The 23,461-nt window shown below is 46.9% G+C and carries 22 protein-coding genes; 16 read left to right on the forward strand and 6 right to left on the reverse strand.

From position 1 onward, the window contains the following. Positions 1-38 precede the first annotated feature (38 nt). Positions 39-3,476 carry a methylmalonyl-CoA mutase family protein gene (locus ABIX36_RS24160; RefSeq protein ID WP_348084734.1) on the forward strand — a complete coding sequence of 1,146 codons (3,438 nt, stop codon included), beginning with the start codon at positions 39-41 and terminating at the stop codon, positions 3,474-3,476. Positions 3,477-3,528: 52 nt separating this feature from the next. Then, complete coding sequence (locus ABIX36_RS24165) at positions 3,529-4,050, forward strand: hypothetical protein (protein WP_348084735.1); 522 nt, start codon at positions 3,529-3,531, stop codon at positions 4,048-4,050. Between the two features lie 64 nt (positions 4,051-4,114). On the opposite strand, the gene ABIX36_RS24170 is transcribed toward ABIX36_RS24165, so the two are convergent. Together ABIX36_RS24170 and ABIX36_RS24175 are read right to left on the reverse strand one after the other, a co-directional pair. Continuing rightward, positions 4,115-4,708, reverse strand: coding sequence for a hypothetical protein (locus tag ABIX36_RS24170; RefSeq protein WP_348084736.1), 594 nt, complete (start codon positions 4,706-4,708; stop codon positions 4,115-4,117). A 10-nt stretch (positions 4,709-4,718) separates the two neighbouring features. Further along, positions 4,719-6,266: a serine hydrolase gene (locus tag ABIX36_RS24175; protein ID WP_348084737.1), complete on the reverse strand. Its 1,548-nt coding sequence runs from the start codon at positions 6,264-6,266 to the stop codon at positions 4,719-4,721. A 694-nt stretch (positions 6,267-6,960) separates the two neighbouring features. On the opposite strand from ABIX36_RS24175, the gene ABIX36_RS24180 reads away from it, so the two are divergent. The 13 genes from ABIX36_RS24180 (at position 6,961) to ABIX36_RS24240 (ending at position 16,354) form a co-directional block, all read left to right on the forward strand. Next, positions 6,961-7,524, forward strand: coding sequence for a pentapeptide repeat-containing protein (locus ABIX36_RS24180; protein WP_348084738.1), 564 nt, complete (start codon positions 6,961-6,963; stop codon positions 7,522-7,524). Next, a complete protein-coding gene (locus tag ABIX36_RS24185; RefSeq protein WP_348084739.1) occupies positions 7,524-8,090 on the forward strand; it encodes a hypothetical protein in 567 nt (188 codons plus the stop codon). The genes ABIX36_RS24180 and ABIX36_RS24185 overlap by 1 nt, the downstream gene beginning before the upstream one ends. 195 nt (positions 8,091-8,285) lie before the next feature. Further along, positions 8,286-9,341, forward strand: coding sequence for a 3-oxoacyl-[acyl-carrier-protein] synthase III C-terminal domain-containing protein (locus ABIX36_RS24190; protein WP_348084740.1), 1,056 nt, complete (start codon positions 8,286-8,288; stop codon positions 9,339-9,341). A 2-nt stretch (positions 9,342-9,343) separates the two neighbouring features. Then, complete coding sequence (locus ABIX36_RS24195; RefSeq protein ID WP_348084741.1) at positions 9,344-9,832, forward strand: isoprenylcysteine carboxylmethyltransferase family protein; 489 nt, start codon at positions 9,344-9,346, stop codon at positions 9,830-9,832. A gap of 79 nt (positions 9,833-9,911) precedes the next feature. Continuing rightward, entirely contained in the window at positions 9,912-10,646 is a 735-nt protein-coding gene (locus tag ABIX36_RS24200) for a M23 family metallopeptidase (RefSeq protein ID WP_348084742.1), read from the forward strand. Further along, positions 10,643-11,398, forward strand: a complete 756-nt coding sequence (locus ABIX36_RS24205) for a DUF4846 domain-containing protein (protein ID WP_348084743.1) — start codon at positions 10,643-10,645, stop codon at positions 11,396-11,398. Before ABIX36_RS24200 ends, ABIX36_RS24205 begins: the two co-directional genes overlap by 4 nt. Positions 11,399-11,650: 252 nt before the next feature. Beyond that, entirely contained in the window at positions 11,651-11,863 is a 213-nt protein-coding gene (locus tag ABIX36_RS24210; RefSeq protein ID WP_348084744.1) for a hypothetical protein, read from the forward strand. A gap of 204 nt (positions 11,864-12,067) precedes the next feature. Next, the gene (locus ABIX36_RS24215) at positions 12,068-12,757 is read left to right on the forward strand and encodes an SIMPL domain-containing protein (protein WP_348084745.1); all 690 of its coding nucleotides are present in this window, start codon (positions 12,068-12,070) and stop codon (positions 12,755-12,757) included. Positions 12,758-12,931: 174 nt separating this feature from the next. Further along, on the forward strand, positions 12,932-13,342 hold the full coding sequence (locus ABIX36_RS24220) for a hypothetical protein (RefSeq protein WP_348084746.1): 411 nt from the start codon (positions 12,932-12,934) through the stop codon (positions 13,340-13,342). Between the two features lie 450 nt (positions 13,343-13,792). Next, positions 13,793-14,935, forward strand: coding sequence for an N-acetyl-alpha-D-glucosaminyl L-malate synthase BshA (gene bshA / locus ABIX36_RS24225; RefSeq protein WP_348084747.1), 1,143 nt, complete (start codon positions 13,793-13,795; stop codon positions 14,933-14,935). Between the two features lie 229 nt (positions 14,936-15,164). Next, a complete protein-coding gene (locus ABIX36_RS24230) occupies positions 15,165-15,374 on the forward strand; it encodes a hypothetical protein (protein WP_348084748.1) in 210 nt (69 codons plus the stop codon). Further along, positions 15,337-15,672, forward strand: coding sequence for a GNAT family N-acetyltransferase (locus tag ABIX36_RS24235; protein ID WP_348084749.1), 336 nt, complete (start codon positions 15,337-15,339; stop codon positions 15,670-15,672). The genes ABIX36_RS24230 and ABIX36_RS24235 overlap by 38 nt, the downstream gene beginning before the upstream one ends. A gap of 178 nt (positions 15,673-15,850) precedes the next feature. Then, positions 15,851-16,354 carry a hypothetical protein gene (locus ABIX36_RS24240; protein ID WP_348084750.1) on the forward strand — a complete coding sequence of 168 codons (504 nt, stop codon included), beginning with the start codon at positions 15,851-15,853 and terminating at the stop codon, positions 16,352-16,354. A gap of 156 nt (positions 16,355-16,510) precedes the next feature. Here ABIX36_RS24240 and ABIX36_RS24245 read toward each other — a convergent pair whose 3' ends face one another. Both ABIX36_RS24245 and ABIX36_RS24250 read right to left on the reverse strand, forming a co-directional pair. Beyond that, positions 16,511-17,647: a lactonase family protein gene (locus ABIX36_RS24245; protein ID WP_348084751.1), complete on the reverse strand. Its 1,137-nt coding sequence runs from the start codon at positions 17,645-17,647 to the stop codon at positions 16,511-16,513. Positions 17,648-17,877: 230 nt separating this feature from the next. Beyond that, a complete protein-coding gene (locus ABIX36_RS24250) occupies positions 17,878-19,365 on the reverse strand; it encodes a pseudouridine synthase (RefSeq protein WP_348084752.1) in 1,488 nt (495 codons plus the stop codon). 233 nt (positions 19,366-19,598) lie between these two features. Between ABIX36_RS24250 and ABIX36_RS24255 the strand changes: the two genes are divergently transcribed. Further along, the gene (locus ABIX36_RS24255; protein ID WP_348084753.1) at positions 19,599-20,396 is read left to right on the forward strand and encodes a lytic transglycosylase domain-containing protein; all 798 of its coding nucleotides are present in this window, start codon (positions 19,599-19,601) and stop codon (positions 20,394-20,396) included. 94 nt (positions 20,397-20,490) lie between these two features. On the opposite strand, the gene ABIX36_RS24260 is transcribed toward ABIX36_RS24255, so the two are convergent. Both ABIX36_RS24260 and ABIX36_RS24265 read right to left on the reverse strand, forming a co-directional pair. Beyond that, positions 20,491-21,630, reverse strand: a complete 1,140-nt coding sequence (locus tag ABIX36_RS24260; protein ID WP_348084754.1) for a sterol desaturase family protein — start codon at positions 21,628-21,630, stop codon at positions 20,491-20,493. 262 nt (positions 21,631-21,892) lie between these two features. After that, positions 21,893-23,191 carry an esterase-like activity of phytase family protein gene (locus tag ABIX36_RS24265; protein ID WP_348084755.1) on the reverse strand — a complete coding sequence of 433 codons (1,299 nt, stop codon included), beginning with the start codon at positions 23,189-23,191 and terminating at the stop codon, positions 21,893-21,895. Between the last annotated feature and the right edge of the window lie 270 nt (positions 23,192-23,461).

Raw genomic sequence — 23,461 nt, forward strand, 5'->3', positions numbered from 1 at the left:
AAATTGGTTAATTTTACCACCGAACCAATTACGCCTGCATGGAAAGCATAGTTCCGTATAAATCTCAGTATAAAATTCGTTTTGTTACCGCCGCCTCACTTTTCGACGGGCACGATGCTACCATCAACATCATGCGCCGCATATTGCAAAGCACCGGCGCAGAGGTAATTCACCTCGGCCATAACCGCAGCGTTGATGAAGTAGTAAACTGCGCTATACAGGAAGACGTGCAGGGCATTGCCCTCACCAGCTACCAGGGCGGCCATGTGGAGTACTTTAAATACATGCGCGACCTCCTGAACGAGCGCGGCGCACAACATATCAAAATATTTGGCGGCGGTGGCGGCGTTTTCCTGCCGAATGAGATAGCCGAACTGCATGCCTACGGTATCACCCGTATCTACTCGCCCGATGATGGCCGCACCATGGGCCTGCAGGGGATGATTAACGATATGATGCAGGCTTGTGATTTTTTGACTCCAGGACTTTTAGATGAAGGACAAAAGACGAAAGAGCTAAATGCAGGCACAATAGCCCGGCTGATAACCGCCGCCGAATTGGGCAATCCGCAACCACTCACCACTCATCATTCACCACTTACTACCCCTGTCCTGGGTATTACCGGCACGGGCGGTTCGGGGAAATCATCGTTGGTAGATGAATTTGTGCGGAGGTTTTTAATGGAGACGGATAAAACGCTGGCCATTATTTCGGTAGATCCGTCTAAGCGTAAAACGGGCGGTGCCTTACTTGGCGATAGGATAAGGATGAACGCCATTAACAGTCCCCGTATTTATATGCGCTCGCTGGCTACACGGCAGGCCAACCTGGCGCTAAGCAAACACGTGCAGGAAGCCATTGACATTTGCAAAGCGGCCGGTTATGATATGGTGATCGTAGAAACATCAGGCATAGGCCAATCGGATACCATGATAACCGATTACTGCGACCTGTCCCTCTATGTGATGACGCCGGAATTTGGCGCGGCCACCCAGCTGGAAAAAATAGACATGCTGGATTTTGCCGACCTGGTGGCCCTCAACAAATTCGATAAACGCGGTGCCTTAGATGCCATCCGCGATGTGCGCAAGCAATACAAGCGCAACCATATGCTGTTCACCGCAGCCGACGACGAACTGCCCGTTTACGGCACCATGGCCTCACAGTTTAACGACCCGGGAATGAACACCCTCTTTGCCGCCATCATGAAAACGGTGAAGGATAAAACAGGCATTGATCTACTGGAGGGCAAGGAGCTGAAAGTGAAAGGTGACGAATCGGAGAAGATCTATATTATCCCGCCGGATAGAATAAGATACCTTGCAGAGATAGCCGAAAGTAGTGCCGCTTATACCGATTGGGTGAATGAGCAATGTAAGATAGCGCAACAGTTGTTTCAGATTAGTGGAACGATCGACCTATTGGCGAAACACACCCCTAACCCCTCTCAAGAGGGGAACAAAACCGTAGAGACGCAATATTTTGCGTCTCCCACCATGCAGGGCGGACAAGAGTTAAAGACGCGAAGTATCGCGTCTCTACAAGAGATTTATAACCACCTCGAAAACCACCTCCACCCCGATTGCAAACGCCTGTTGAAAGAATGGCCGGAAACCGTTGCCAAATACAAGGCAGAGAATTTTATTTACAAAGTACGCGATAAGGAAATTAAACAGCCTTTATATTATACCTCGCTTTCGCAACTCAGCATCCCTAAGATCTCCCTGCCTAAATACGAGGCATGGGGTGATGTGCTTAGATGGCTGCTTACCGAAAATGTACCGGGCGAGTTCCCATACGCGGCAGGCGTGTTCCCGCTAAAGCGCGAAGGCGAAGACCCCACCCGTATGTTTGCCGGTGAGGGTGGCCCCGAGCGGACCAACAAACGCTTTCATTATGTATCCTTCGGGCAACCGGCGCACCGGCTTTCTACCGCCTTTGATTCGGTTACGCTGTACGGAGAAGATCCGCACACCCGCCCCGATATATATGGCAAAATAGGTAACTCAGGCGTAAGCATCGCCACGCTGGATGATGCCAAAAAACTTTACTCAGGTTTCGACCTTTGCCATGCCAGTACTTCTGTAAGCATGACCATCAACGGCCCCGCGCCTATGCTGCTTGGCTTTTTCATGAATGCCGCCATCGACCAGCAATGCGAAAAATACATCACCGAGAACAAGTTGCACCATTTGGTAGAAGCGAAGTATAGGGAGCTGTATGATGATAAAGGGTTAGTGAGACCGCAGTACCAGGGGGGGGATCTGCCAACCGGCAACAGTGGTTTAGGTTTAACGCTATTAGGCCTTACCGGCGACCTCATCCTCCCCGCTGATGTTTACGAAAAGATCCGCGCCTATGCCATTGCTACCGTGCGTGGCACCGTGCAGGCAGATATTTTAAAGGAGGACCAGGCGCAGAACACCTGCATCTTCAGCACCGAGTTTGCCCTGCGGATGATGGGCGACATCCAGCAATATTTTATTCAGGAAAAAGTGCGGAATTTTTATTCAGTATCAATCTCCGGCTACCACATTGCCGAGGCGGGTGCCAACCCGATAACACAGTTGGCCTTTACGCTGAGCAATGGTTTTACTTATGTGGAGTACTACCTCAGCAGGGGAATGCATATAGACGACTTTGCTCCTAACCTTTCCTTCTTCTTTAGTAATGGTATCGACCCGGAATATTCCGTTATCGGCCGCGTAGCAAGGCGCATCTGGGCCAAGGCTATCAAAAATAAGTATAAGGGTAACGACCGGTCGCAAAAACTGAAATACCATATCCAAACCAGCGGTCGCTCACTGCATGCGCAGGAGATCGACTTTAACGATATTCGCACCACGCTGCAGGCCTTGTATGCTATATATGATAATTGTAATTCACTGCATACCAATGCTTACGACGAGGCGATCACCACGCCTACGGAAGAGTCCGTACGTCGTGCAATGGCTATCCAACTTATCATCAACCGCGAACTCGGCCTCGCCAAAAACGAGAACCCGATACAGGGTGCTTTTATCATAGAAGAACTAACCGACCTGGTGGAGCAAGCCGTCCTCACCGAATTTAAAGCCATTAACGATCGCGGTGGAGTCCTCGGCGCCATGGAAACCATGTACCAGCGCAGTAAGATCCAGGAAGAATCCCTTTACTACGAAACCCTTAAACATACCGGCGAATACCCCATCATCGGGGTAAATACCTTCCTTAACAAAAAAGGCTCGCCTACGCTCATCCCATCAGAAGTTATTCGCGCTACCGAAGAAGAGAAGCAGTACCAGATAGAGGCCCTGCACCTGTTTCAGCAACGCAACGAGGATAAAGCGCCTGCGCTGTTAAAAGAGTTACAGCAACGCGCTATAGCCGGTGACAACATCTTCGAAAGCCTGATGCAAGCTTGCAAATATTGCAGTCTGGCGCAAATAAGCCATGCGCTTTACGAGGTTGGTGGGCAGTACAGGCGGAATATGTAGTTAAGGCTGGGCGAAAACTGCGGAATGTATATATTTGGCTATATCCTAAACCATGGACAAACTAATAACAATCTCATTTAATGCCGAAAACATTTTAAGTAAACACAGGCAGGTTTGGAAATACTGGTATCATAAAAACAAAAGCAGTTATCTTATTCATTCGGCGCTTGCAGTATTTATACTTTTAGGCGGGATCCATATGGATGATTCGGCTCCTTTTCCAACGGGTACGCTAATTGGCGCTGTCTATTGTCTGTTTGTTAGTTTTACTTGGTTAATCTTTTTCCAGAGGAAGAAAAAGTATTTTAAAACTGTTAAAAATTACACTAACCGATCCCAACAAAACAAACTCGATTACAACTACACCTTTTCTGATTTTGGAATAACCTATGAGGATGACGAGAAATCCCAAAAAGTTGCATGGAGCTTGTTAAAATCTGTAGTTGATTTTAATGAAGTATTGCTAATTACCAACAAGGATACAAAAGAGGTACAATTCTCTATAAGTAAAAAAGAGATCGGCGATTTGGAATACGCTAATTTATACCAACTCCTAAAACAGAGACTTGCCTAACCAACCCCTACTTCACCTTCGCAAAATCCAGATCCTGAAAATGTGAACCGAAGCTGCCCAGTGTTTATGGCTGCTGCTCCTCCGCCGTGCCCTCGTTTATCATCAGCTTAAACCTTTTAAATATATTGCCTTCTACAGTAATGGATTTGAGGATGCCGCCGAGTCGCCAAACTTTCCCATTGTTTGCGTTGAGATCGGCTTCCGTCCATTTGGTTTTTAGTACGATATATTCAAAAGCAAATATAGATGTACCCTTTTGGTTGGTTGCTGTCACAAATAGGGTATCGGCGCCATTAGATGCGCTGGTAATACTGTTGAATTTTTGTTTTACAGATACAGGGTGCCCCGGTAAAAGAATAGGCTTACCCACAAAGCCGATAACCTTTTTTAGCGCCTCGGGCTTGTCTACCTTGCCCAAGTCCATCAAGCCCGACTCGGAAAGAATATACATATACCGCAAAATGGCCGCCTTGTTACCGTTTTGGTCTGCCGCTGGTATACTGTTAAGCATGGATAATGATAATTTATTTGCGGGTACCCAGTCTTCCGTTTCCAGGCTGCTGATAAGCCTGTCCCATTTTTGATCGTCAGTTGTGGATTGCGCCCTAAGGGCAAAACCTATGGAAAGGAATAATGCGGCAAAAAGAAGTTTTTTCATCGTTAAAATACTACTTCGTCTTCACAAAATCCAGATCCTGAAAATCGTAGCTGAAATCTGTTGCCGGGCTTATGGCTTTCATTTTTAGTCCAAGCGGTTTGCCGTTCTCATCAGTAGTGAACATGGCGAAGGCATTGGCATCCATGCTGCGCTTGTTCCATTTCACCACAAAGGTGTTGCCTTTGTAATAGAACATTTGCCCGGATAAGTGCGGCGACCGTTTCGATACAAACCAAAGCTGCCCGTCCTTTTGGCTGATGACAACATCGCCCAGCCAGTTATCATGGTAGGTGCCCGCGTACACACTGCCATCCACAGCGGCTTTCTTTTGCTCTTCCACTTGTTGCCAAACATCGGCTACTACTTTGCCCGCGCCGGCCATCCCGGCTTTTTCGTTATCACTGTATACTTTTACCCAATCGCGACCGGTATCGCCAATGTAGCTATCTATGATCTCGTTGGTAACGGAGCTAAACGCCCCGCCCGATTGCTGGTTGGTGAGCACGATGATGCCCAATTTCAACTCAGGGAAAAGCGTTACCTGTGTTACCATACCATCCAACCCGCCGGTATGGCTAACCTTTAAATAGCCTTTTGCATCATTTAAAAACCAGCCCAGTCCGTAACCGGCAAAATGCGTATTGTAAGAACCCGGCCCGGAAGGCAAGGGAGTTTGCACCGACCACATTTGGCGATGAACGGTGCTGCTAAAAATATTTTTGGCCAGCGCATCGCCGTATTTACCGTCGTTCATTTGCATAACGGCCCATTTAGCCAGGTCGTGCACACTGCTGTAGATCCCGCCCGCGGCATTGGTAGGTTCGCTGGTGTTGCGGGGGATAACCACCACTTTGCCATCAACTGCGGCATGGGCATCAATATAATTCTTCGTATTTTTAATGCGGCTGTAGGAGGCAAAGCTGCCGTTCATTTGCAGCGGCTTCATGATGCGGGTCTCGATAAAATCCTCCCAGCTCATGCCGCTTACGCGGGCAATCACCTCGCCAGCTACAATGTATAGCTGATTATCGTAATCAAACTTGCTGCGGAAACTGCTCACAGGTTTTAGGTAGCGCAGGTTGTGGATGATATCCTTCACGGTAAAATCCGTAGAATCCGGGAAGATCATCAAATCACCCGCGCCAAGGCCCAGGCCGCTGCGATGAGTAAGCAGGTCGCGGATAGTAAATTCGGCCGTAACATACGGGTCGAACATTTTAAATTCGGGGATATAGTCGGTTACCTTGTCGTCCAGTTTCAGTTTGCCCTCATCCACCAAAATACCGATAGCGGCGGTAGTAAAGGCTTTGCTGTTTGATGCAATTCCGAATAACGTGTTGGCATCCACTTTTTTTTGCGTGCGCAGTGATGCCACCCCGTAACCGTTGGCGTACAATAATTTGCCATCCTTAACCACAGCCACGGCCATACCGGGCACATCAAAGGTTTTTAACGCCAGGTTTGCCAGGCTGTCGATTTTTGCCGGGGCCATTTGGGCTTTTGTGGCATTTAATATTAAAGCCGAAAACGCGAGCGTAAGTATAGGGCGGAGATTCATGGTGATAATGTTTATGTTGAGTAGCTAAATATAGGAAAGGGAGATGATAAATCAGCGGTTCTCTATTAGCTAATATTTATTGCTTTTTGCTCTTCAGTTCTTCGTTAGGAACGTGCAGTAAGTTATGCTAAGCCTGTGGATGTTACTTTTCTTTTTTTCAGCTAAAAAGAAAGTAACCAATGAAAAAACTCTCGGCTGCGCCCTGTTCTATGAAAGGTTCTGCTTTAGCAAGCCAGTGGTTACCGAACAGGGCAAGGCCGATTAGGAGCGGGCTTCGTTGGGTTCGGTAAGTTATTTTCCTCAGGTCAGCAGATAAGCTTCGGGCGAAAGCAGTCAGAAGGTAATGACACGGCACTGCGCAGCAATGGCAGCTGTTAAAAGAAGCGCGGGCCCTGTCAGAGCGGGCGGGCCGGGCGTATGGCGGGAATGCCGGTTTAGCTTTTTCCGATGGGTACGGAGCGTAGCGAAGTACCGAGAGAAAAAGCGTTAAGAACCGGCAGGGCGGGCGGGGCAGCATCCGCTCTGACTTGATTTTTTGCTTCTTTTTTATCAAGAAAAAAGAAGTAGCCCCTGCGGCAATGAGCAGCCGATGATTTTATTTAAGGAAAATGTATGTTAGTGGAAGATATTCCTCAGCTTTAATAAAATTGAACTTCCCTTTAGCCAAACCCACCGCCACCCTTATCTTTGCCTTATGCTCTACGAAGACCAAACTTTCACTAAAATTCCTGCTACCCAACTAAAAACCGCCCAAACTTACGAGCATTGCAAATTCATCAGTTGCGATTTTGCCAACGCTTACCTGGATGGCCTGATTTTTATGGATTGCACTTTTGAGGATTGTAACCTGCTGCTGGCGAGCGTGGGCAACACCGGCTTTCAAAACGTGCTGTTTAAGCGCTGCAAACTAAGCGGTGTAAACTTTAGCAAGGCGCGTGATTTTTTGTTCGAGGTACATTTTGAGGGCAGTATTTTGGATAATGCCATCTTCTACCAAAAGAAGAACAAAAAAGCAAAGTTTACCGATTGCTCCATGATAGAAACCGACCTTACCGAGGCGGATCTAACCGACGCCAAATTCATCAACTGCAACCTGCACCGCGCCTTCTTCAGCCGCACCATATTAAAAGGTGCCGACCTCCGCTCCTCCTACAATTTTACTATAGATCCGGATGATAATGCCATCAAAAAAGCCCATTTCTCGCTGCATGGCTTGCCCGGCCTTTTGGCAAGGTATGATATAAAAATAGAAGGGTAATGTTAAATAGCCTAAAACCCGGTGCATTAATAGCAACCATAAAAAAAGATTTTAAAACCTTACCGCGTGATAGGTTTAGCCGAAAATACCTGATAGATATGTTTATTGTTATCATCGGGCTATTGTTATTGATGCAATTGGCGGCACAATTATTCCCGGTAAGCTGTCTTGATAAGGTTACCGGGGTTGTGGTTGATAGGCGGGTTACTATAGGGTCGTACCGCATGTACCATAAACGGGCAACATTGCCTAATTACTCGTTAAAGGTAGTGCTGAATAACAGCACCGCAGCCTGCGAAATAGAAGTTAAGGATAACGATCCGGCGCTTTTAACTGCGTTCCGCAAAGGCGATACCCTAACCATCTACAGTCCTCCGGCTATTTACCAAATATTGAGTTTGGAGGGCTTGGAGTATGGCAAAAGGGCGAGCCAAGTGGAAGTGAGGCAGCACATTGTATACAGTTTTGCCGGGCATAAACGCGAAGCGTGGCCGTTTATGGGCGTATTAACCGCCGGCTTATTGCTTTTTTGCTACTTCCTGCGCGATTGGTATAAAAATAGGTAAGGGGAACTGAAGCTCGCCCGTCCTCGCTATTATGTCTTTGCGAATTAAGAAGCAACCCTTCTACCTCTCTCACCGTACCCCCTAAACTCTTAATCACCTATTTACGTATGTAATTGTTACGAGGGTATTTCACCCTCCCGAAACAATTTAGATTATAATTCTATTAGTATACCTGTATCATTCGCCCTCAATTATATGCCATCTATAGCTTCAGTATCAGGCGTAAGCCTCCCCTATAAAGTAAAACAACAGGAGGTAAAGGCCCAGGCCCGCGCCTTGTTTGTGGAACATTTTCCGCAGGTAGACCGCCTGATGCCCGCCTTTGATAATACAGAGATTGTTACCCGCAACTTCTGCAAGCCGATCACTTACTATGCCGAACCCAACACCTTTGAGCAGCGTAACGATGATTATATTACCAATGCACTGGAGTATTCCATACAGGCGATAGAAAGCGCCTTAGCAAAAGCCGGCGTAAACAAAGATGACGTTACCGACCTTATCTTTATATCTACCACCGGCCTCGCAACGCCAAGCATCGATGCCCTTATCATCAACAAAATGCGCCTCAACCCGCATATCAACCGCATCCCCGTTTGGGGGCTTGGCTGTGGCGGTGGCGTATCCGGCATGGCCAAAGCGAACACGCTGGCAAAGGCTAACCCCGATGCTGTGGTTTTGCTGGTAGCAGTAGAGCTATGTTCGCTTACCCTCATTAAAAACGATTACAGTAAAAGTAATTTCATCGGCAGCAGCTTGTTTAGCGATGGCATAGCGGCGGTTATTGTAAAAGGTGATAACCACAAAACGGAAGAAAAGATCAGGATCCTGGCAGCCAGCAGTAAGCTTTATTACGATTCGCTGGAGGTAATGGGCTGGGATTTTAAAGATACCGGTTTTAAGGTACTCTTCTCCAAAGATATCCCTACCTTCATCAACGAGAACATACGGGGCGACATTGATGCCTTCCTGGCCAAACAGAACCTGGAACTGAAGGATATTAAAAACTTTGTGTTCCATCCCGGTGGCAAAAAGGTATTGGACGCCTATGCGGATGCCTTGCAGGTGGAGGGCGATTTCCTCCACAATACCCGCCAGGTAATGAACGAAAACGGCAACATGAGCAGCGTTACCGTGCTCTACGTGCTGGAAAAATTCATGACCGAAGGTTACGAAGATGGTTACGGACTGATGCTGGCCATGGGGCCCGGTTTTAGCAGTGAAATGGTTTTATTAGATATGAAAAACTAAACATGTATTTTATCCTCTTTATCAGCTTCGTCATATTGCAGCGCCTGTTGGAATTGGTTATTGCCAGGCGCAACGAGTCCTGGGCCCGCGCGCAGGGTGCCGAAGAATTTGGTAAGGCGCATTACCCATTCATTGTAGCACTGCACACGGCATTTATCATCAGCATGATAGCCGAATACTTTTACCTCGGCGGCGAGTTTAGTCTGCTGATGCTCATCATCTTCCTGCTGCTCATCTCCCTTAAAATATGGACGATAGGCTCCTTAGGCAAATACTGGAACACTAAAATACTTCGTATCCCCAATTCAGTTTTCGTGCGCAAGGGCCCCTATAAAATGTTTAAGCACCCAAATTATTTCATCGTTATCTGCGAGATCATCGTTATCCCCCTCGTATTTCACCTTTACGCCACGGCAATTGTATTTACCTTGTTAAATGCGGTAATGCTGACGGTAAGGATACGGGAAGAAGAGCGGGTTTGGGGAGTCTGAATCAGAATTAACAGAATTTGCTGCAACTATTCTGAAAATTCTGTTTCAGATAAAAACTCCCTAAATTTAATCACCATTTATGAAGAAGCTCTTAACCGCCCTTATCGCCATACTTTTTACCCTGCCAGCCCTCGCGCAAACCGACACGGGTAAATACAAAGATTTTAACGCTTTTAACAACGAAGTGCTAAAAGGCCATGTAAAAAAGCAGGAGGCGCAGATGGTTATCGGTCGGTTTGTGCAGCAGGTAACAAAAGATTATTTATCTCAGGCCCAACCCGGCGCTGCGCAGCAGTGGATCTTCCCTTTGCAGGGCTATAACTACCGCGCGGCCGGCGGCACAAACGGAAATGGTTATAATGATAAAGGCTTCAACTATATCGACGGCAACAAGCACGGCGCCCACCCTGCCCACGATATTTTCATCAACGATAAAAACCAGGATTGCTTGGACGACCGCACCCACCAGCCCGTAAATGTACTGGCCATTGCTCCGGGCATTATAGTGGCCTGCACCAACCAATGGGATCTAACTGGTGATATGCGGGGCGGCAAATACATCTGGATCTATCATCCCGGCTTAAACGCCGATGCTGGTTATTTTTCCTACTACGCCCATAACAGCGCCATTTTTGTGCACCCCGGCGACTATGTTAAGCAGGGCCAAAAAATCGCCGAAGTTGGCCGCACCGGCTTAAATGCTTACAAAAAACGCTCGCCAACGCATTTACATTTCTCTACTTTTAAATTGGTTGATAATATCCCGGTTCCTTTTAATAGCTTTAAGCAGCTTAAATCCGCCATCATTAAATGAAACACCTTATTGCCATAATCCTATTCGCCTGCATCAGCTTTACCCCGGCAGATAAGGTATCTATGCGTTTTAAAACACCGGCCGGCTACCAGCAGGTGGCCGTAGCGCCCGGCAGTTTTGGCGCGTACCTGCAAAACCTCCCGCTTTTGCCTGCTGGCACCCACACCAAAACCTTTACAGGCGATGTTGCCCGTACCGACCCTTACACGGCGGCTGTTATTGATATGAGCATAGGCAGCCAGGACCTGCAGCAATGTGCCGACGCCGTAATGCGCCTCCGCGCCGAATACCTTTTTCAGCGGCAGGATTACCGTGCCATCCGCTTTGACTTCACCAGCGGCTTTAAATGCGATTTTGAGCACTATGCCAATGGTTATCGCTACAGCAACAATCGCTGGGTACCAAAAGCCAAAAAAGATTACAGCTATGCCAGCTTTATGCGATATATGACTTTAGTGTTCAGTTACGCCGGCACCCTCTCTCTGGAAAAAGAGCTAAAACCCGTTGCCAACGCCGATGAACTCAAGGCAGGCGACGTGTTTATCCATGGCGGTTCGCCGGGGCATTGCTTTATAATTTTGGATGTTGCGGAGAACACGGCCCATAAAAAAGTGTTCCTGCTGGCGCAAAGCTTTATGCCCGCGCAAAATATACAGGTATTACAAAATGATTCCCCATGGTTCACCCTGGGCCAAACGGCAAACATCCCTTACGGCGAGCTGGTGGATAAGAAATATCTGCGGAGGTTTTAGATTTAGAGACCAGGGTGGCGCTTGCATTATTTGTAGTGTTAAACATACACTATTGCCACCCTGCGGCCCAACACTTTATTATTACCTTTTTATAACAGTATAGCCGTTTCTTTACCAATTCCCCTATAACAATGCACTTTTTTTAAATTTTTTAGCCAAAACGGGCACGGCTATTGCCTTACCGGTAGTAACCAAAAGAATTTAACTATGCGACATTTGCTCACAGAGGCGCTCCACATATTTATTATTTTCATGATCGCAGCATTTGTTATTGGCGGCATAATGGCCATAACGGGCACATTCGATCACTGGGGTTCGCGCTATGTCCTAAAACGCCGCCGTAAGCGTTTAATACGTAACCGCCGCGCCGATAATAGCGACAACAAACAGCAGATTAACACCACGCCCTACTATTCTACAGACGACGACCGGGCGGTTACCGGCCAAAAAAGCAAATATGTTTAAAAAAAATAAAGAACATCAATAGTTATCTATGAGGCCTCCTGTAACCGGGAGGCTTTTTTATGCGCTACACTTTCTAAATATTTAAAACACCACAGGGCCAATGGAGTTACAGGTTATACATAACACATATATATTATACGTGTTACATATTAAACCTTAGCCCCGTAAACCTATCTACATACACATAACAACAAAAGAGACCTCATGAAAAAATTAGTATTAGCAGCAGTTTTAGTTGCATCAACAATCACAGCAACATTTGCGCAAACCGTGGATCTGCGCCGCAAAATAGAAGTTACCGGCATTGCCGAGTTGGAGGTTACCCCCGATATCATCAACGTAACCATCACCCTGAAAGAATACCTGGATGGTAAAAAGAAAACAACCATTTCGCAACTGGAGAGCCAACTGGAGAAAGCCGTTGCCGAAGCAGGCATAGCCAAGGAAGATTTTACCGTTAACAGCCTTTCCTCCTGGAATTATGCTACCGAGAAAAAGAAGAACCCTGATTTTTTGGCGAGCAAAGCCTATGGCATCAAATTTCGCGATCTGAACAAATTCGACCAGATCCTGAGTAAGATAGACCCTAAAGGCATCCAGGCAACCAATATCGATAGCTACGATTACTCCAAGCTAAACGCGGTGAAGAACGAACTGAAGCTTAAAGCCCTTTTGGCAGCGCGCGATAAGGCAGCGTTTTTAGTGGCAGGCCTTGGTGATAAGCTGGGCGGAGCCATTAATATTGTAGAAAATGATAACAGCAGCTTCCCCTCGCCGCGTAATGTAATGTACATGAGTAAAAGCGCAATGGCGGATGTCGCCCCCGAGTCGGATATTGATTTTAAGAAGATAAAACTGAGCTTCCAGATCCAGGCTGTTTTTGAAATAAAATAACCTTTAAAGATAATTTTAGTGCGCCGGATGTAATTTTCACATCCGGCGTTTTTTTTGCTCTTTTATTAACATTATTTAATCATCAATACTCAAATAAATATGAATTTTATAGGGGCAACGGCTTGATAATGTAAAAAGTACATTTTATCTTTAGGCACCCCAATTCATTTGAGCATGATTCGTTCGCGTACTAAAAAAGTGCTTTTGGTAGCCCCAAAAGCCTTCCCCGATGCGTTGATCGCCGGTTACAACACCGTGCGCCAGGTCTCTGTACAAACAGCGATCTTCCCCTCTATCCATGAAGTGAAGCCCGATGTAATTTTATTTGATTACGAGCACATGGGTCCCGAACTTGAAAAGGTGCTGCGCCGCCTGCAATCCAACAGTTTTTACCGTAATATTAGAATTTGCTGCTACAAAAACAAAGAGCACACCCGGATAGACGGATTGCTTAAGGTTTTGGGCGTAAACCACTTTTTTTACCAGGAAGATGTAGAGAAAGTATCAAAAAGCAAAGCCGCGCTCAACGCCATCAACAGCATACTGGATGCATCCATCGTAAACTGGGTAGCCGGGGTGGCGTAATCGTTTATTGGTTCATTAGTTCATTGGTACAAGCGCTGGCTAAATAAAACACGTCATGCCGATGCATATCGGCACCCCACATGCAAAGCTCGCGCCAATACAAGGCCGATTAGCATTGTGGTGACCCTGTTTGATGAGGTGCTGAAACAAGCATGACGCGAATTCATACATCTTGCTTCTTAGCCTTTCACATCCCGTCTTCATTCTTGATCTGCCCTTCCCTTCTTGATTCTTGCCTCTTGACTTCTTGATTCTTCGCTTCCTGTCTTAATTCTTGCCTCTTGATTCTTGCCTCTCACACCCCTCTCCAAACTTTTACACGCCGGTAACACATTTATAATAAAATGCTGTTAAACTTGTACGCTTTATAACAGCAATCTGCAAACCTCATATCTTCATACATATTTGGCGTGGCGTTAGTTATAACAGCTTAAATCGTATCAGCATAAAATGAAGATAGGCATTGTTTGTTACCCTACATTTGGCGGTAGCGGGGTTGTAGCCACAGAATTAGGTAAGGCCCTTGCTGACAGGGGACACCAGGTTCATTTCGTTACCTATAACCAGCCCGCGCGGCTGGATCTTTTTTCGGAAAACCTGTTTTACCACGAGGTTGCCGTTTCTAACTATCCATTATTCGATTTTCCGCCGTATGAGCTCGCTTTGGCCAGCCGTTTGGTAGATGTGGTACGCTTCGAAAAACTGGATGTACTGCATGTACATTACGCTATCCCGCATGCATCGGCTGCGTTTATGGCCCAGCAGATCCTCGCTACCTACGGCATCAATATCCCTTTTATCACTACCCTGCACGGTACCGATATTACCTTAGTTGGGCAAGACCGCACCTATAAACCCGTGGTTACCTTCTCCATCAATAAATCCGACGGCGTAACAGCCGTATCGGCCCACCTGAGAGATGATACCTATAAATATTTTAAGATAGAGAAGGACATTAAGGTGATCCCCAACTTTATCGATCTTACCCGTTTCAGCCTTAAGCCAAAAGACCACTTTAAAAAAGCTATAGCGCCAAACGGCGAAAAGGTATTGGTGCATACCTCCAACTTCCGTAAGGTAAAACGTACCGAAGATGTGATAAAGATCTTTGCCGAAGTGGTAAAAACCATCCCAGCCAAATTATTAATGGTTGGCGATGGCGGCGAGCGTTCGGTTTGTGAGCGGCTTGCCCGCGATTTAGACATTGCCGAGCATGTGCGCTTTTTGGGCAAACAGGATGCTATTGAAGAGATATTATCTGTATCCGACCTGTTCCTCATGCCATCCGTATCAGAAAGCTTTGGTTTAGCCGCATTGGAGGCTATGGCCTGCAAGGTGCCTGTGATCAGCAGCAACGCTGGTGGCTTGCCCGAATTGAACATAGAAGGTGTTACAGGCTTCCTGCGCGACGTTGGCGACGTGGTCGGCATGGCAGAGCGCGCCATTTATATATTGGAAGATGAAGAGCGTTTAAATCAGTTTAAAGAGAACGCTCTTGCCCGCGCCAAAGAGTTTGAGTTGAGCAACATCCTGCCCGAGTACGAAAATTACTACAAAGAAATAATAGAGAAGAGCAAACAGGAGCAGGCGTAAACTATCATTGCAGCAACCGTAGAGGCATATTAACCCAGCCTATTGATTTTCAAGATCGCTATAGGCGGCACCTACGGAGCCTTAATTTTTTTGTTAACCACTAAACAGGTGGCGCCTACGGAGCCGCTTGTTGTTAGCACCCCAGCGGGGTATCTTGTTTATAGAAGTATCACATTGGTGCCTGGCTCCGTAGGTGCCTCCTTACACAGTCCGCAATTAAAATCACGCCATGAATCTTCCACCATACGCCCAATACCCACGACTTACCGGCGAAGGTATTTTGCTACGCGAAGTTTTACCTGCGGATATACCGGCGCTTATGGCCATTTTCTTTTACGACGGTAAACCCGCTGATACTTTAACTGAAGCCAGGGAAATGCAGGCTCGGATAGATGCCGACTATGCAGCGGGCAACTCCATTCCACTGGTGCATAGTTGATACCGCCACAAACCAAATAACTGGCACGCTTGGCTATTACCATGGCTTTGCCAACAACACCGGCGAGTTGGGCTTTGTACTACTGCCACAATACCAGGGTAAAGGCTACATGAGCAAAGCGATACTATTGGCTGTTAAGTTTGGCCTGGATACCTTCGGGCTAAGCCGGGTTGTGGCCATTACTACAAAACAAAACCACAAGGCGGTACAATTACTTACCCGGCTCAATTTTATTAAAGCGACGGAATTGGAGGATGATGAGGTGGAATACGCCTATCAAACACTTGTGTCATGGTGAGCCCGTCGAACCATTAGCACATCACATGCCTCGCGTTCAAGCCTTCGGTAAGCTCAGGCCTCCAGGGGATTACATACTTTTCGTATTTTACAGTTTAACCCACACTATAATAAATTACAATTGTAACCTTTTGGCAGGATTTGTGTTATGTTGCTATAATATTATATATAAAGAAACCATGAAAAAGATATTCCAAACATCCCTTGCTATTTTAGCCCTAAGCTTTGTTTTCACAGCATGTTCAACCCCACAAAATGCCACCACTACGCCATCTACCGAAACATCGGCCACCAGCGTATCGCGCGGTAAATTTGTTGGCACCTGGACGCTTACCAACGTTACTTATGATGGCCTTGTACCAAACGCGGTACAAAACGTTTTCGACCAGGCTGCGCCAAGCGCATTTGTTGGCAGCACCTGGAAATTCACCAACAGTGGTAATGGTGTGTATACCTTAACCAACGGCCAGTCGCAAACCATTTTCTGGTCGGTTTATAAAGGTGGCAGCACCGGCACCCAGTTCCAGTTTAAAAAATTATACGAAAGCGATAAGGCCAAAAATGTACAGGAAGGTTACCGCCTTAACATCGGCACCGTTAGCGATAGCGGTATGACGCTGATGTCGCCGGTTGCCGTAGGCAGCGGCACAGGGTATATTGTTTATACCTTTGTGAAAGCGTAGTATTGAGTTGAAGGTTTAAAGTTTAACCGAATCTATTAACGAGCAGAAAGTTAAAACACCTTTTACAAGAAAAGCCGAAAGCATAATGCTTTCGGCTTTCTGTTTTATATCCAGTCAACTTTTTACTTTCGACTTTTTACTTTCGACTTTCAACTCTTATTGCGCCGGTGCAAACTTTAAACAAACTGGCTTACTTATATCTATCTTGTAAACAATGCCCAGCATTTTACCGGTGGTTTTATCCAGGCGATATACATAAACCGAGTCGCTGTTTTGATTGGCTACGATAAGGAAAGTTCCCGTAGGATCGATAACGAAATTACGGGGAGCTTTACCATTGGTGGCGCGACGGTCCACAAAGGTAAGTTCGCCGGTTTCCTGGTTAATAGAAAATACCGAAATATCATTAGCGTCGCCGCGGTTACTGGCGTACAGGAACAGTCCGTTTGGCGATACATGGATATCTGCCGCGCCGGTTGTGCCGGTAAAGCCATCCTTAAGCAGCGTAACGGTTTGTTTTTCGGTAAGCTTGCCGTTGTTGTAATCAAACATGGTAACGGCGCTGCCCATCTCCTGTATTAGGTACAGATGCTTCTTATCTGCCGAAAAATCTAAATGGCGCGGGCCTCCACCGGGTGTAATGGCTGCAAATGCAGGTTTAACACCTGTTAAAGGGCTCGATTTACCGGCTTTGTAGCGCGTGATGTGCAACTTATCCGTACCCAGATCAGTGTAAAAAACATATTTTTCATCGGGAGAAAGCACAGCAGTATGCACGTGTGCTTTCTCCTGCCTCTCTTTATTAGGGCCGAATGGACCTTCGTCCTTGATGGTTTGCACCGCCTGGCCTATAGAGCCATCCTCGTTTAAAGGTAGCACTGCAATGTTACCACCGCTGTAGTTAGCCACAAACAGGCTTTTATTGGCTTTATCAACCGATACATAGCACGGCGAGCCGCCAAGGGTTGATTGCTTATTGATAAATTTTAAAGTCCCCATCTTCGGGTCGAAATTGAAGGAGCTTACCTCGCCCTGGTCGTTCTCATTAACGGCGTATACAAATTTATTGTCGGCAGATACGGCGAGGTACGATGGGTTGCTCACGCCGTCAATCTGGCTCAGGTAGGCCAATCTGCCGGTTTCGGCATAAAAGCGGAAAACAGAGATACCCTTGCTGGTGCCGCTGGTATAAGTACCCACCACCAGGTCGAACGTTTTTGGCAAAGGTTTCGGTTTCTGTGCAAAAGCCGCTATCGGCAATAGTATGGCAACAATTAACGAGAAGTTTTTCATTGGTTAAATATTGGTTTATGTGTGCAAGTTAATAAAATCTGTCAGAATAAAACTACCACGTCATTGCGAGGTACGAAGCAATCTCTACATAGGACGAGCGAACATGCAAATCGTTTAAGCATAGCCGGGAGATTGCTTCGTACCTCGCAATGACGCGGTGGGAAGTCTACCTCAACAAAAAAGGCTCCATTATCGGAGCCTTGTATATCTATTCAATGCAGAAGACTAACTTACGTCAGCTGTATCAGATGCTTCAGTTGGATCACTTCTTTCTCATCCAAAAATCTCCAGCGACCGCGGGGCAGATCTTTCTTGGTAAGGTTGGCGTAAACCGACCTGTCAAGCTTCACCACATCGTAATCAAGGCTTTCGAAAATACGGCGCACAATGCGGTTTTTTCCGCTGTGGATCTGTATGCCTACTTCTTTTTTGGTACCACCGGCTACGTAAGAAATGCTATCGGCCTTTATAAAACCATCCTCCAGCTCTAAACCGAAAGAGATCTTGTTCAGGTCGCCCTGGCTAAGCGCCTTATTCAGTTCTACGTTATATAGTTTTGTGATGCTGTTACGTGGGTGTGAAAGCTTGTCGGCAAGGTCGCCGTCGTTGGTCATGAGCAATAAACCGGTTGTGTTACGGTCAAGGCGGCCAACGGGGTAAATACGTTCTTTACTGGCTTTCTCTACCAGGTGCATTACGGTACGGCGCTCCTGCGGGTCGTCGGTAGTGGTAATGTAATCCTTTGGTTTGTTCAGCAGTACGTATACCATTTTCTCGCGCTTAAGAGCCTCGCCGTTGTAGCGTACCAGGTCCTTCATCGGGTCAACTTTATGACCAAGCTCGCTGATCACTTCACCGTTTACCGATACCACACCTGCGGCGATCAGTTCATCGGCCTTACGGCGGCTACAGATGCCTGCATTGGCAATGTAACGGTTAAGGCGTATCAGCCCGTCGTCTTTAGCTTTTGGGGCAGCGGGGTTTTTACGCCCACGCATGGTGCGGGTAGGTCCGTCCGTCGCAGGGCGTTCCTCATCGCGTTTCTTAAAGCCCGACGTAGTGTTCGCGAAATCTTTTTTACCTGTACCGCTGGCACTACCTGTTTTTGGCGTACGGTTGTATGGCTTGCGTTCGCCGCTGGTGTCGCCAAAGGCACGCTTTGGTTTATCCTCGCCGCCGAAGCTGCGTTTTGGGCGGTCGCTATCGGTGCCGGTTGTACGGCTGCCGTATGGCTTATCCTTACCGAATGTTTTTTTGTTGGGGAACGATGAGGGGCCTAAACCACGTTTAGGGCGGTCCTCGCCGCTATCGCCTGTTGGGCGGCCGCTGTATGGGCGGTCTTTAGGGGTGAAGGTTTTGCGCTCGTCGCCGCCGAAGCTGCGTTTCGGGCGGTCGCTGTCGCCGGTTGGGCGGCCGCTATATGGCCTTCCTTTTGGAACAAATGCTTTTTTCTCGCCTCCGCTAAATGACGAACCGGATGATGTGCCGCGTTTTGGGCGCTCGCTATCTCCTTCGGTACGGTCTGCGTATGGTTTTGAGTTGGTTGATGACCTTTTATCAGTACTGTAGTGGTTCTTACTGTCGGCACCGCGGCTGCCGTAAGGCTTGCCTGCTGATGAAGATGAGGTTCGTTTTGATGGTCCGTCGCCTGATTTTGGGCGGGCTGAGGATCTGTTTGGCTTGTCGTCGCGACTACCGCTTGGCTTCTTAAATACCATGTTAATTTTAATTTGCGCTTTCGCAGCGTGAGGGTCAAAATTACGAAAATTTACCGGCTTTTAATTAAAAAAATCAAAAAACTATATGGGTGCAAAAACGTTGTTTAAAGTAGTTTAAAGCACGTTTTTAGACGGTTCCGGAAAACGGTCAGTACACTATCCCCCTACTAAGTGGTTGACAATGTGATTTATATAGCATACCTTTGCAGCACATCATACCAAATGTTTAATTAATGAGTAAACTCGAAATGCTAAAAAAACACTTAATTACGTGCTCCGTAATCCTGGTGCTGGTTACCATTTCCGCGCTTAACATCTTCGGTACAGAACCTGTACTTTTAACAAAAACTACTCCAAAAATTAAAGCTTATATGGCCGCTTCGCTTGTATTTTACAAGACCGAAGAAGCTGAGGCAGGTTTTAGTTTCGCTAACGAGGCATTGCCGGTTAACGACAAACGGGTAGACCTTAAACTGAAAAAATCAATCACAAAAAACAGGTTTCGCAATGTGCAATCGAACATCCTGCACAGTAAGGCAGACAAGCTTTTCCCTATCATCGAACCCATCCTGAAAGCCTACGGTATCCCCGAAGACTTTAAGTTTGTTCCACTGGTAGAGAGCGGGTTATGCGAAGGCACATCCCCTAAGGGCGCTCGTGGCGTATGGCAGTTTATGCCGGGCACCGCACGCACCTACGGTTTGAAAGTACGCAACGGGGTAGATGAACGCCTTAACCTGCGCAAATCAACCATCGCGGCCTGTAAGTACATTAAAGAACTGTACGGCGAATTTAACAGCTGGACGCTTGCCGCCGCCGCTTACAACAACGGCAGCATTAAACTGGCCCGCGCTATTAACAAGCAAAATGAGGATAACTATTTCCGCATGAGCCTTAACCGCGAAACCGGCAGTTACGTGTACAAGCTTATTGCCATGAAAGAGATCATCAACAAGCCACGCAAGTATGGCTACAGCAACTACTACGGATATCTGCAAAAGCCGATACCCTACCTGGTAGCATCAAATTAATTAGTAATTCCTTAAAAAATTACGGAGCACATGCAAAAAGCCGTCCCACAGTTGGGTCGGCTTTTTTGCTTTCAGATGTGGAATTGAACCGCTCTCATCTGTCGCTTCGCTCCTGCATATTCAGATCGTTATTGAAAGGGCTTTTGGTAAACGGATAAACAGATTGCTTTAAAAAGCCTTTTGGATAATTCCCCTCGTGCACTCCCGTACCTTCAGGCCATTCTTTCCCCGGCAGGTAATAGGTGCCAAACATCATATCGATGAAAGGGAAGATTGATGCAAAATTATGACCGTAGTACTTTGGGTCTTCGCAATGGTGCCAGTGATGGTATTGAGGAGTAGTGAAGATATATTTGATAACGCCAAAATTTACACGCGTATTGGCATGTATGAGTACCGCGTGTATGGCTATAAAGATGATATAAACGTTAAAAACAATTGTAGAAAAACCTAACACGTATAGCGGGATAAAGGTCATGGCCCTGGTAAAAAATATATCCATAAAATGCGTGCGGCTACCGGCAAGCCAATCCATGTTTTGTGTGGAGTGGTGAATAGAATGAAAACGCCATAAATAAACCCGGGTATGGAATAACCGGTGCGCCCAGTACTGGAATAGATCTGTAGTGAAAAACGCAAGAAATAACGCGAGAATAAATGGCAGGCCCTGCACCCACAAATGCACTTTATCCAGACCCATCCAGCCAAAAAACAGTATGGCGGGCTTTTGGGTAACTATGCCAAAAAACTGGATAAATAAGTGACTGATAACAAAGTACATCAGGTCTGTACGCCACTCTTCATGAAACTTGGTTTGCAACTTGTTTTTAGGGAAGAACAACTCCAACGGAATAAATATCACCGTCATTAAAAGGAGGTCGAGCAACATCCAATCCAACCCAAAATGCCAATTGGTCCGTTCAACACTTCGGCCCTGTACGGTAAAAGCACCCAGCAATATGGCAACCCCGGCAATTGCCGAACCCATTAAAGCGAGCGTAAGCTTTTTGCTAAGTATAATGCTAAGCAAGGCAAAAAAGAACGCGGCTATAATACCCGCCGCCATTAGCATTTGCATACTTTCCTTGGTATAGATCTCTCTAAACTCCGGCGTGGTAAGTTGCTCCGGGTAACGAAAACAAAAAATACCCAACAGTACCAACACAGCTAAAAAAATAGATATGTACCCGCTTATTTGGCCCTCACCAACTTTTAACCGCTCTCTTTGCGACATGTTTTTAAAATTACAGTATAATTAGCCCCTATGAATTTTGCCACAATCTAACTAATATATACCAAAAGCGGCAAACAAGATCTGTAATACATCTGTGTTAGAAATTCAGCACTGCTAAAATAAACCCACAGGAGTAAGGTTCCCGGCAAGCGTTTTAATTTAGCTAAGGCTTGTGAAATTAATATATCAGCATAAAAAAAGCCGCCCGTAATGGAAGGCGACTTTTTGATCAGGTTTAGGAATAAAATCTTCCGTGGATCGGCTACGGGTTTATCTTCTTAAAATACAAACGGTTATGATCTACCGTACCGCTGCCTGGTAAAAGCTTGGCAGCAAAGCCGCTGGCACCGTTATCCACAACGCCAAAATCATCATCGTTTGATATCACCAGGATGTTGCCTTTCAATAGCGTAATGCCTTCGGCCTTATCGTGCGGGTACACTTTTGGCAGATCGGTAAGCAGGTTCAGCGCCAGGGTTTTAGTAACCGGTACAATGCCTGCCCCGGTTATGCCGGCAGCGTTTTGCAGTTCCTCGGGGGTTTTGCCCCCAAATAATTTGCCTGTAGCGCCGTTAGCCGTGTCAGATACATCGGTAGCGCCGCTGATATCTATTTTAAAGATCTTTTTAAATGCAGACGGGCTGGTTGGTGCACCGCCGTAAAGGCCATCGCGCTCGATGGTTAAAAACGAGGTAGCGCTTAAAGCCAAAATTTCGCTGCAACCCGTTAGGCCTGCGTCCTCCATCAGGTATATGTATTGTTTTGTTGCGCCGGTAGCGATATCAAACGTAAGGATACGCAATACTACCGAACCTGTTGCCGAAGCTTTCACCGGGTTATACATGGGCGATTGCATTATGCCTACCAGTGTTTTACCGTCTGGCGTGATGGTTAGTCCTTCCATACCGCGGTTGGGCCTGCGTTTTGCAAATACCAGCGGAAGCGTGCGGCCGCCCGTACCTGTGCCGAAAGGGTTGATGCGCTCTAAGGTTTTGCCACTGGCGTCAAAATGCACAATGTGCGGGCCATATTCATCGCTCACCCAAAACGAGCCGTCGCTGGCCAATACTAAGCCTTCAGAATCCAATCCGTCGGCGCTTGGGGTAAGCAAGGCACCGTTAAGGTCGTAAGGTATCTCACCGGTGGCGCCGCTGCCTGCCGGGTTTGGCAAACCGTTGAGGTTAGCACCCGTGGCGTTCTTCAGGTTAATTGTTGCTTCCAGGATCAGTTTACCGTCTTTCAGCCTGAACTTGCCGATAGCCGGAGTAAAATCGGGCTTGCCGATGATGATGGAATTGGCAACGGTGCCGGCAACGTTCGGCCCACGATCTGTAAGCAGGTAAAATACGGCGGAGTCGTTAGGGTCGGCGGCTACAGCCGAGCCAAAGCCCCCGTTGTAAACCTTTACACCGGCGGTGGTTGTCATTAGCAGGGCAGGATCGGCAGCCTCGGCCATATCAGGATATACTATGGGTTGGTCTACAGTAACTTTATCAGCTTTTTTGCAGGCTGCGAAGCCCATGGCGGTAAGCGCCAGCAAAACAAGTACAGATCTTTTCATTTGGTAAATTTTACAGTTTAAAATATCTGCAAATGAAAGATAGGCGTGTGAATAGATCATTAACTTAAGGATAAGTTATGGGGATGGTCGCGAGCCCCCGCGCTTACGGCCCTTTTTGCATAGCCACCACTTCCCATCCCACTCAACACCTTGTCATCTCGAACGAGCCGTGGTGGGGTGAGCGCCAGGGCGAGGAGAGACCTTATACGCCCCGCTATCTCCGCATAAATTACCCCAAATGCCGGGTGTCGAAGTTTCTCTTTCGCGCCC

It is taken from the genome of Mucilaginibacter sp. (assembly GCF_039925265.1).
GTDB lineage: Bacteria > Bacteroidota > Bacteroidia > Sphingobacteriales > Sphingobacteriaceae > Mucilaginibacter.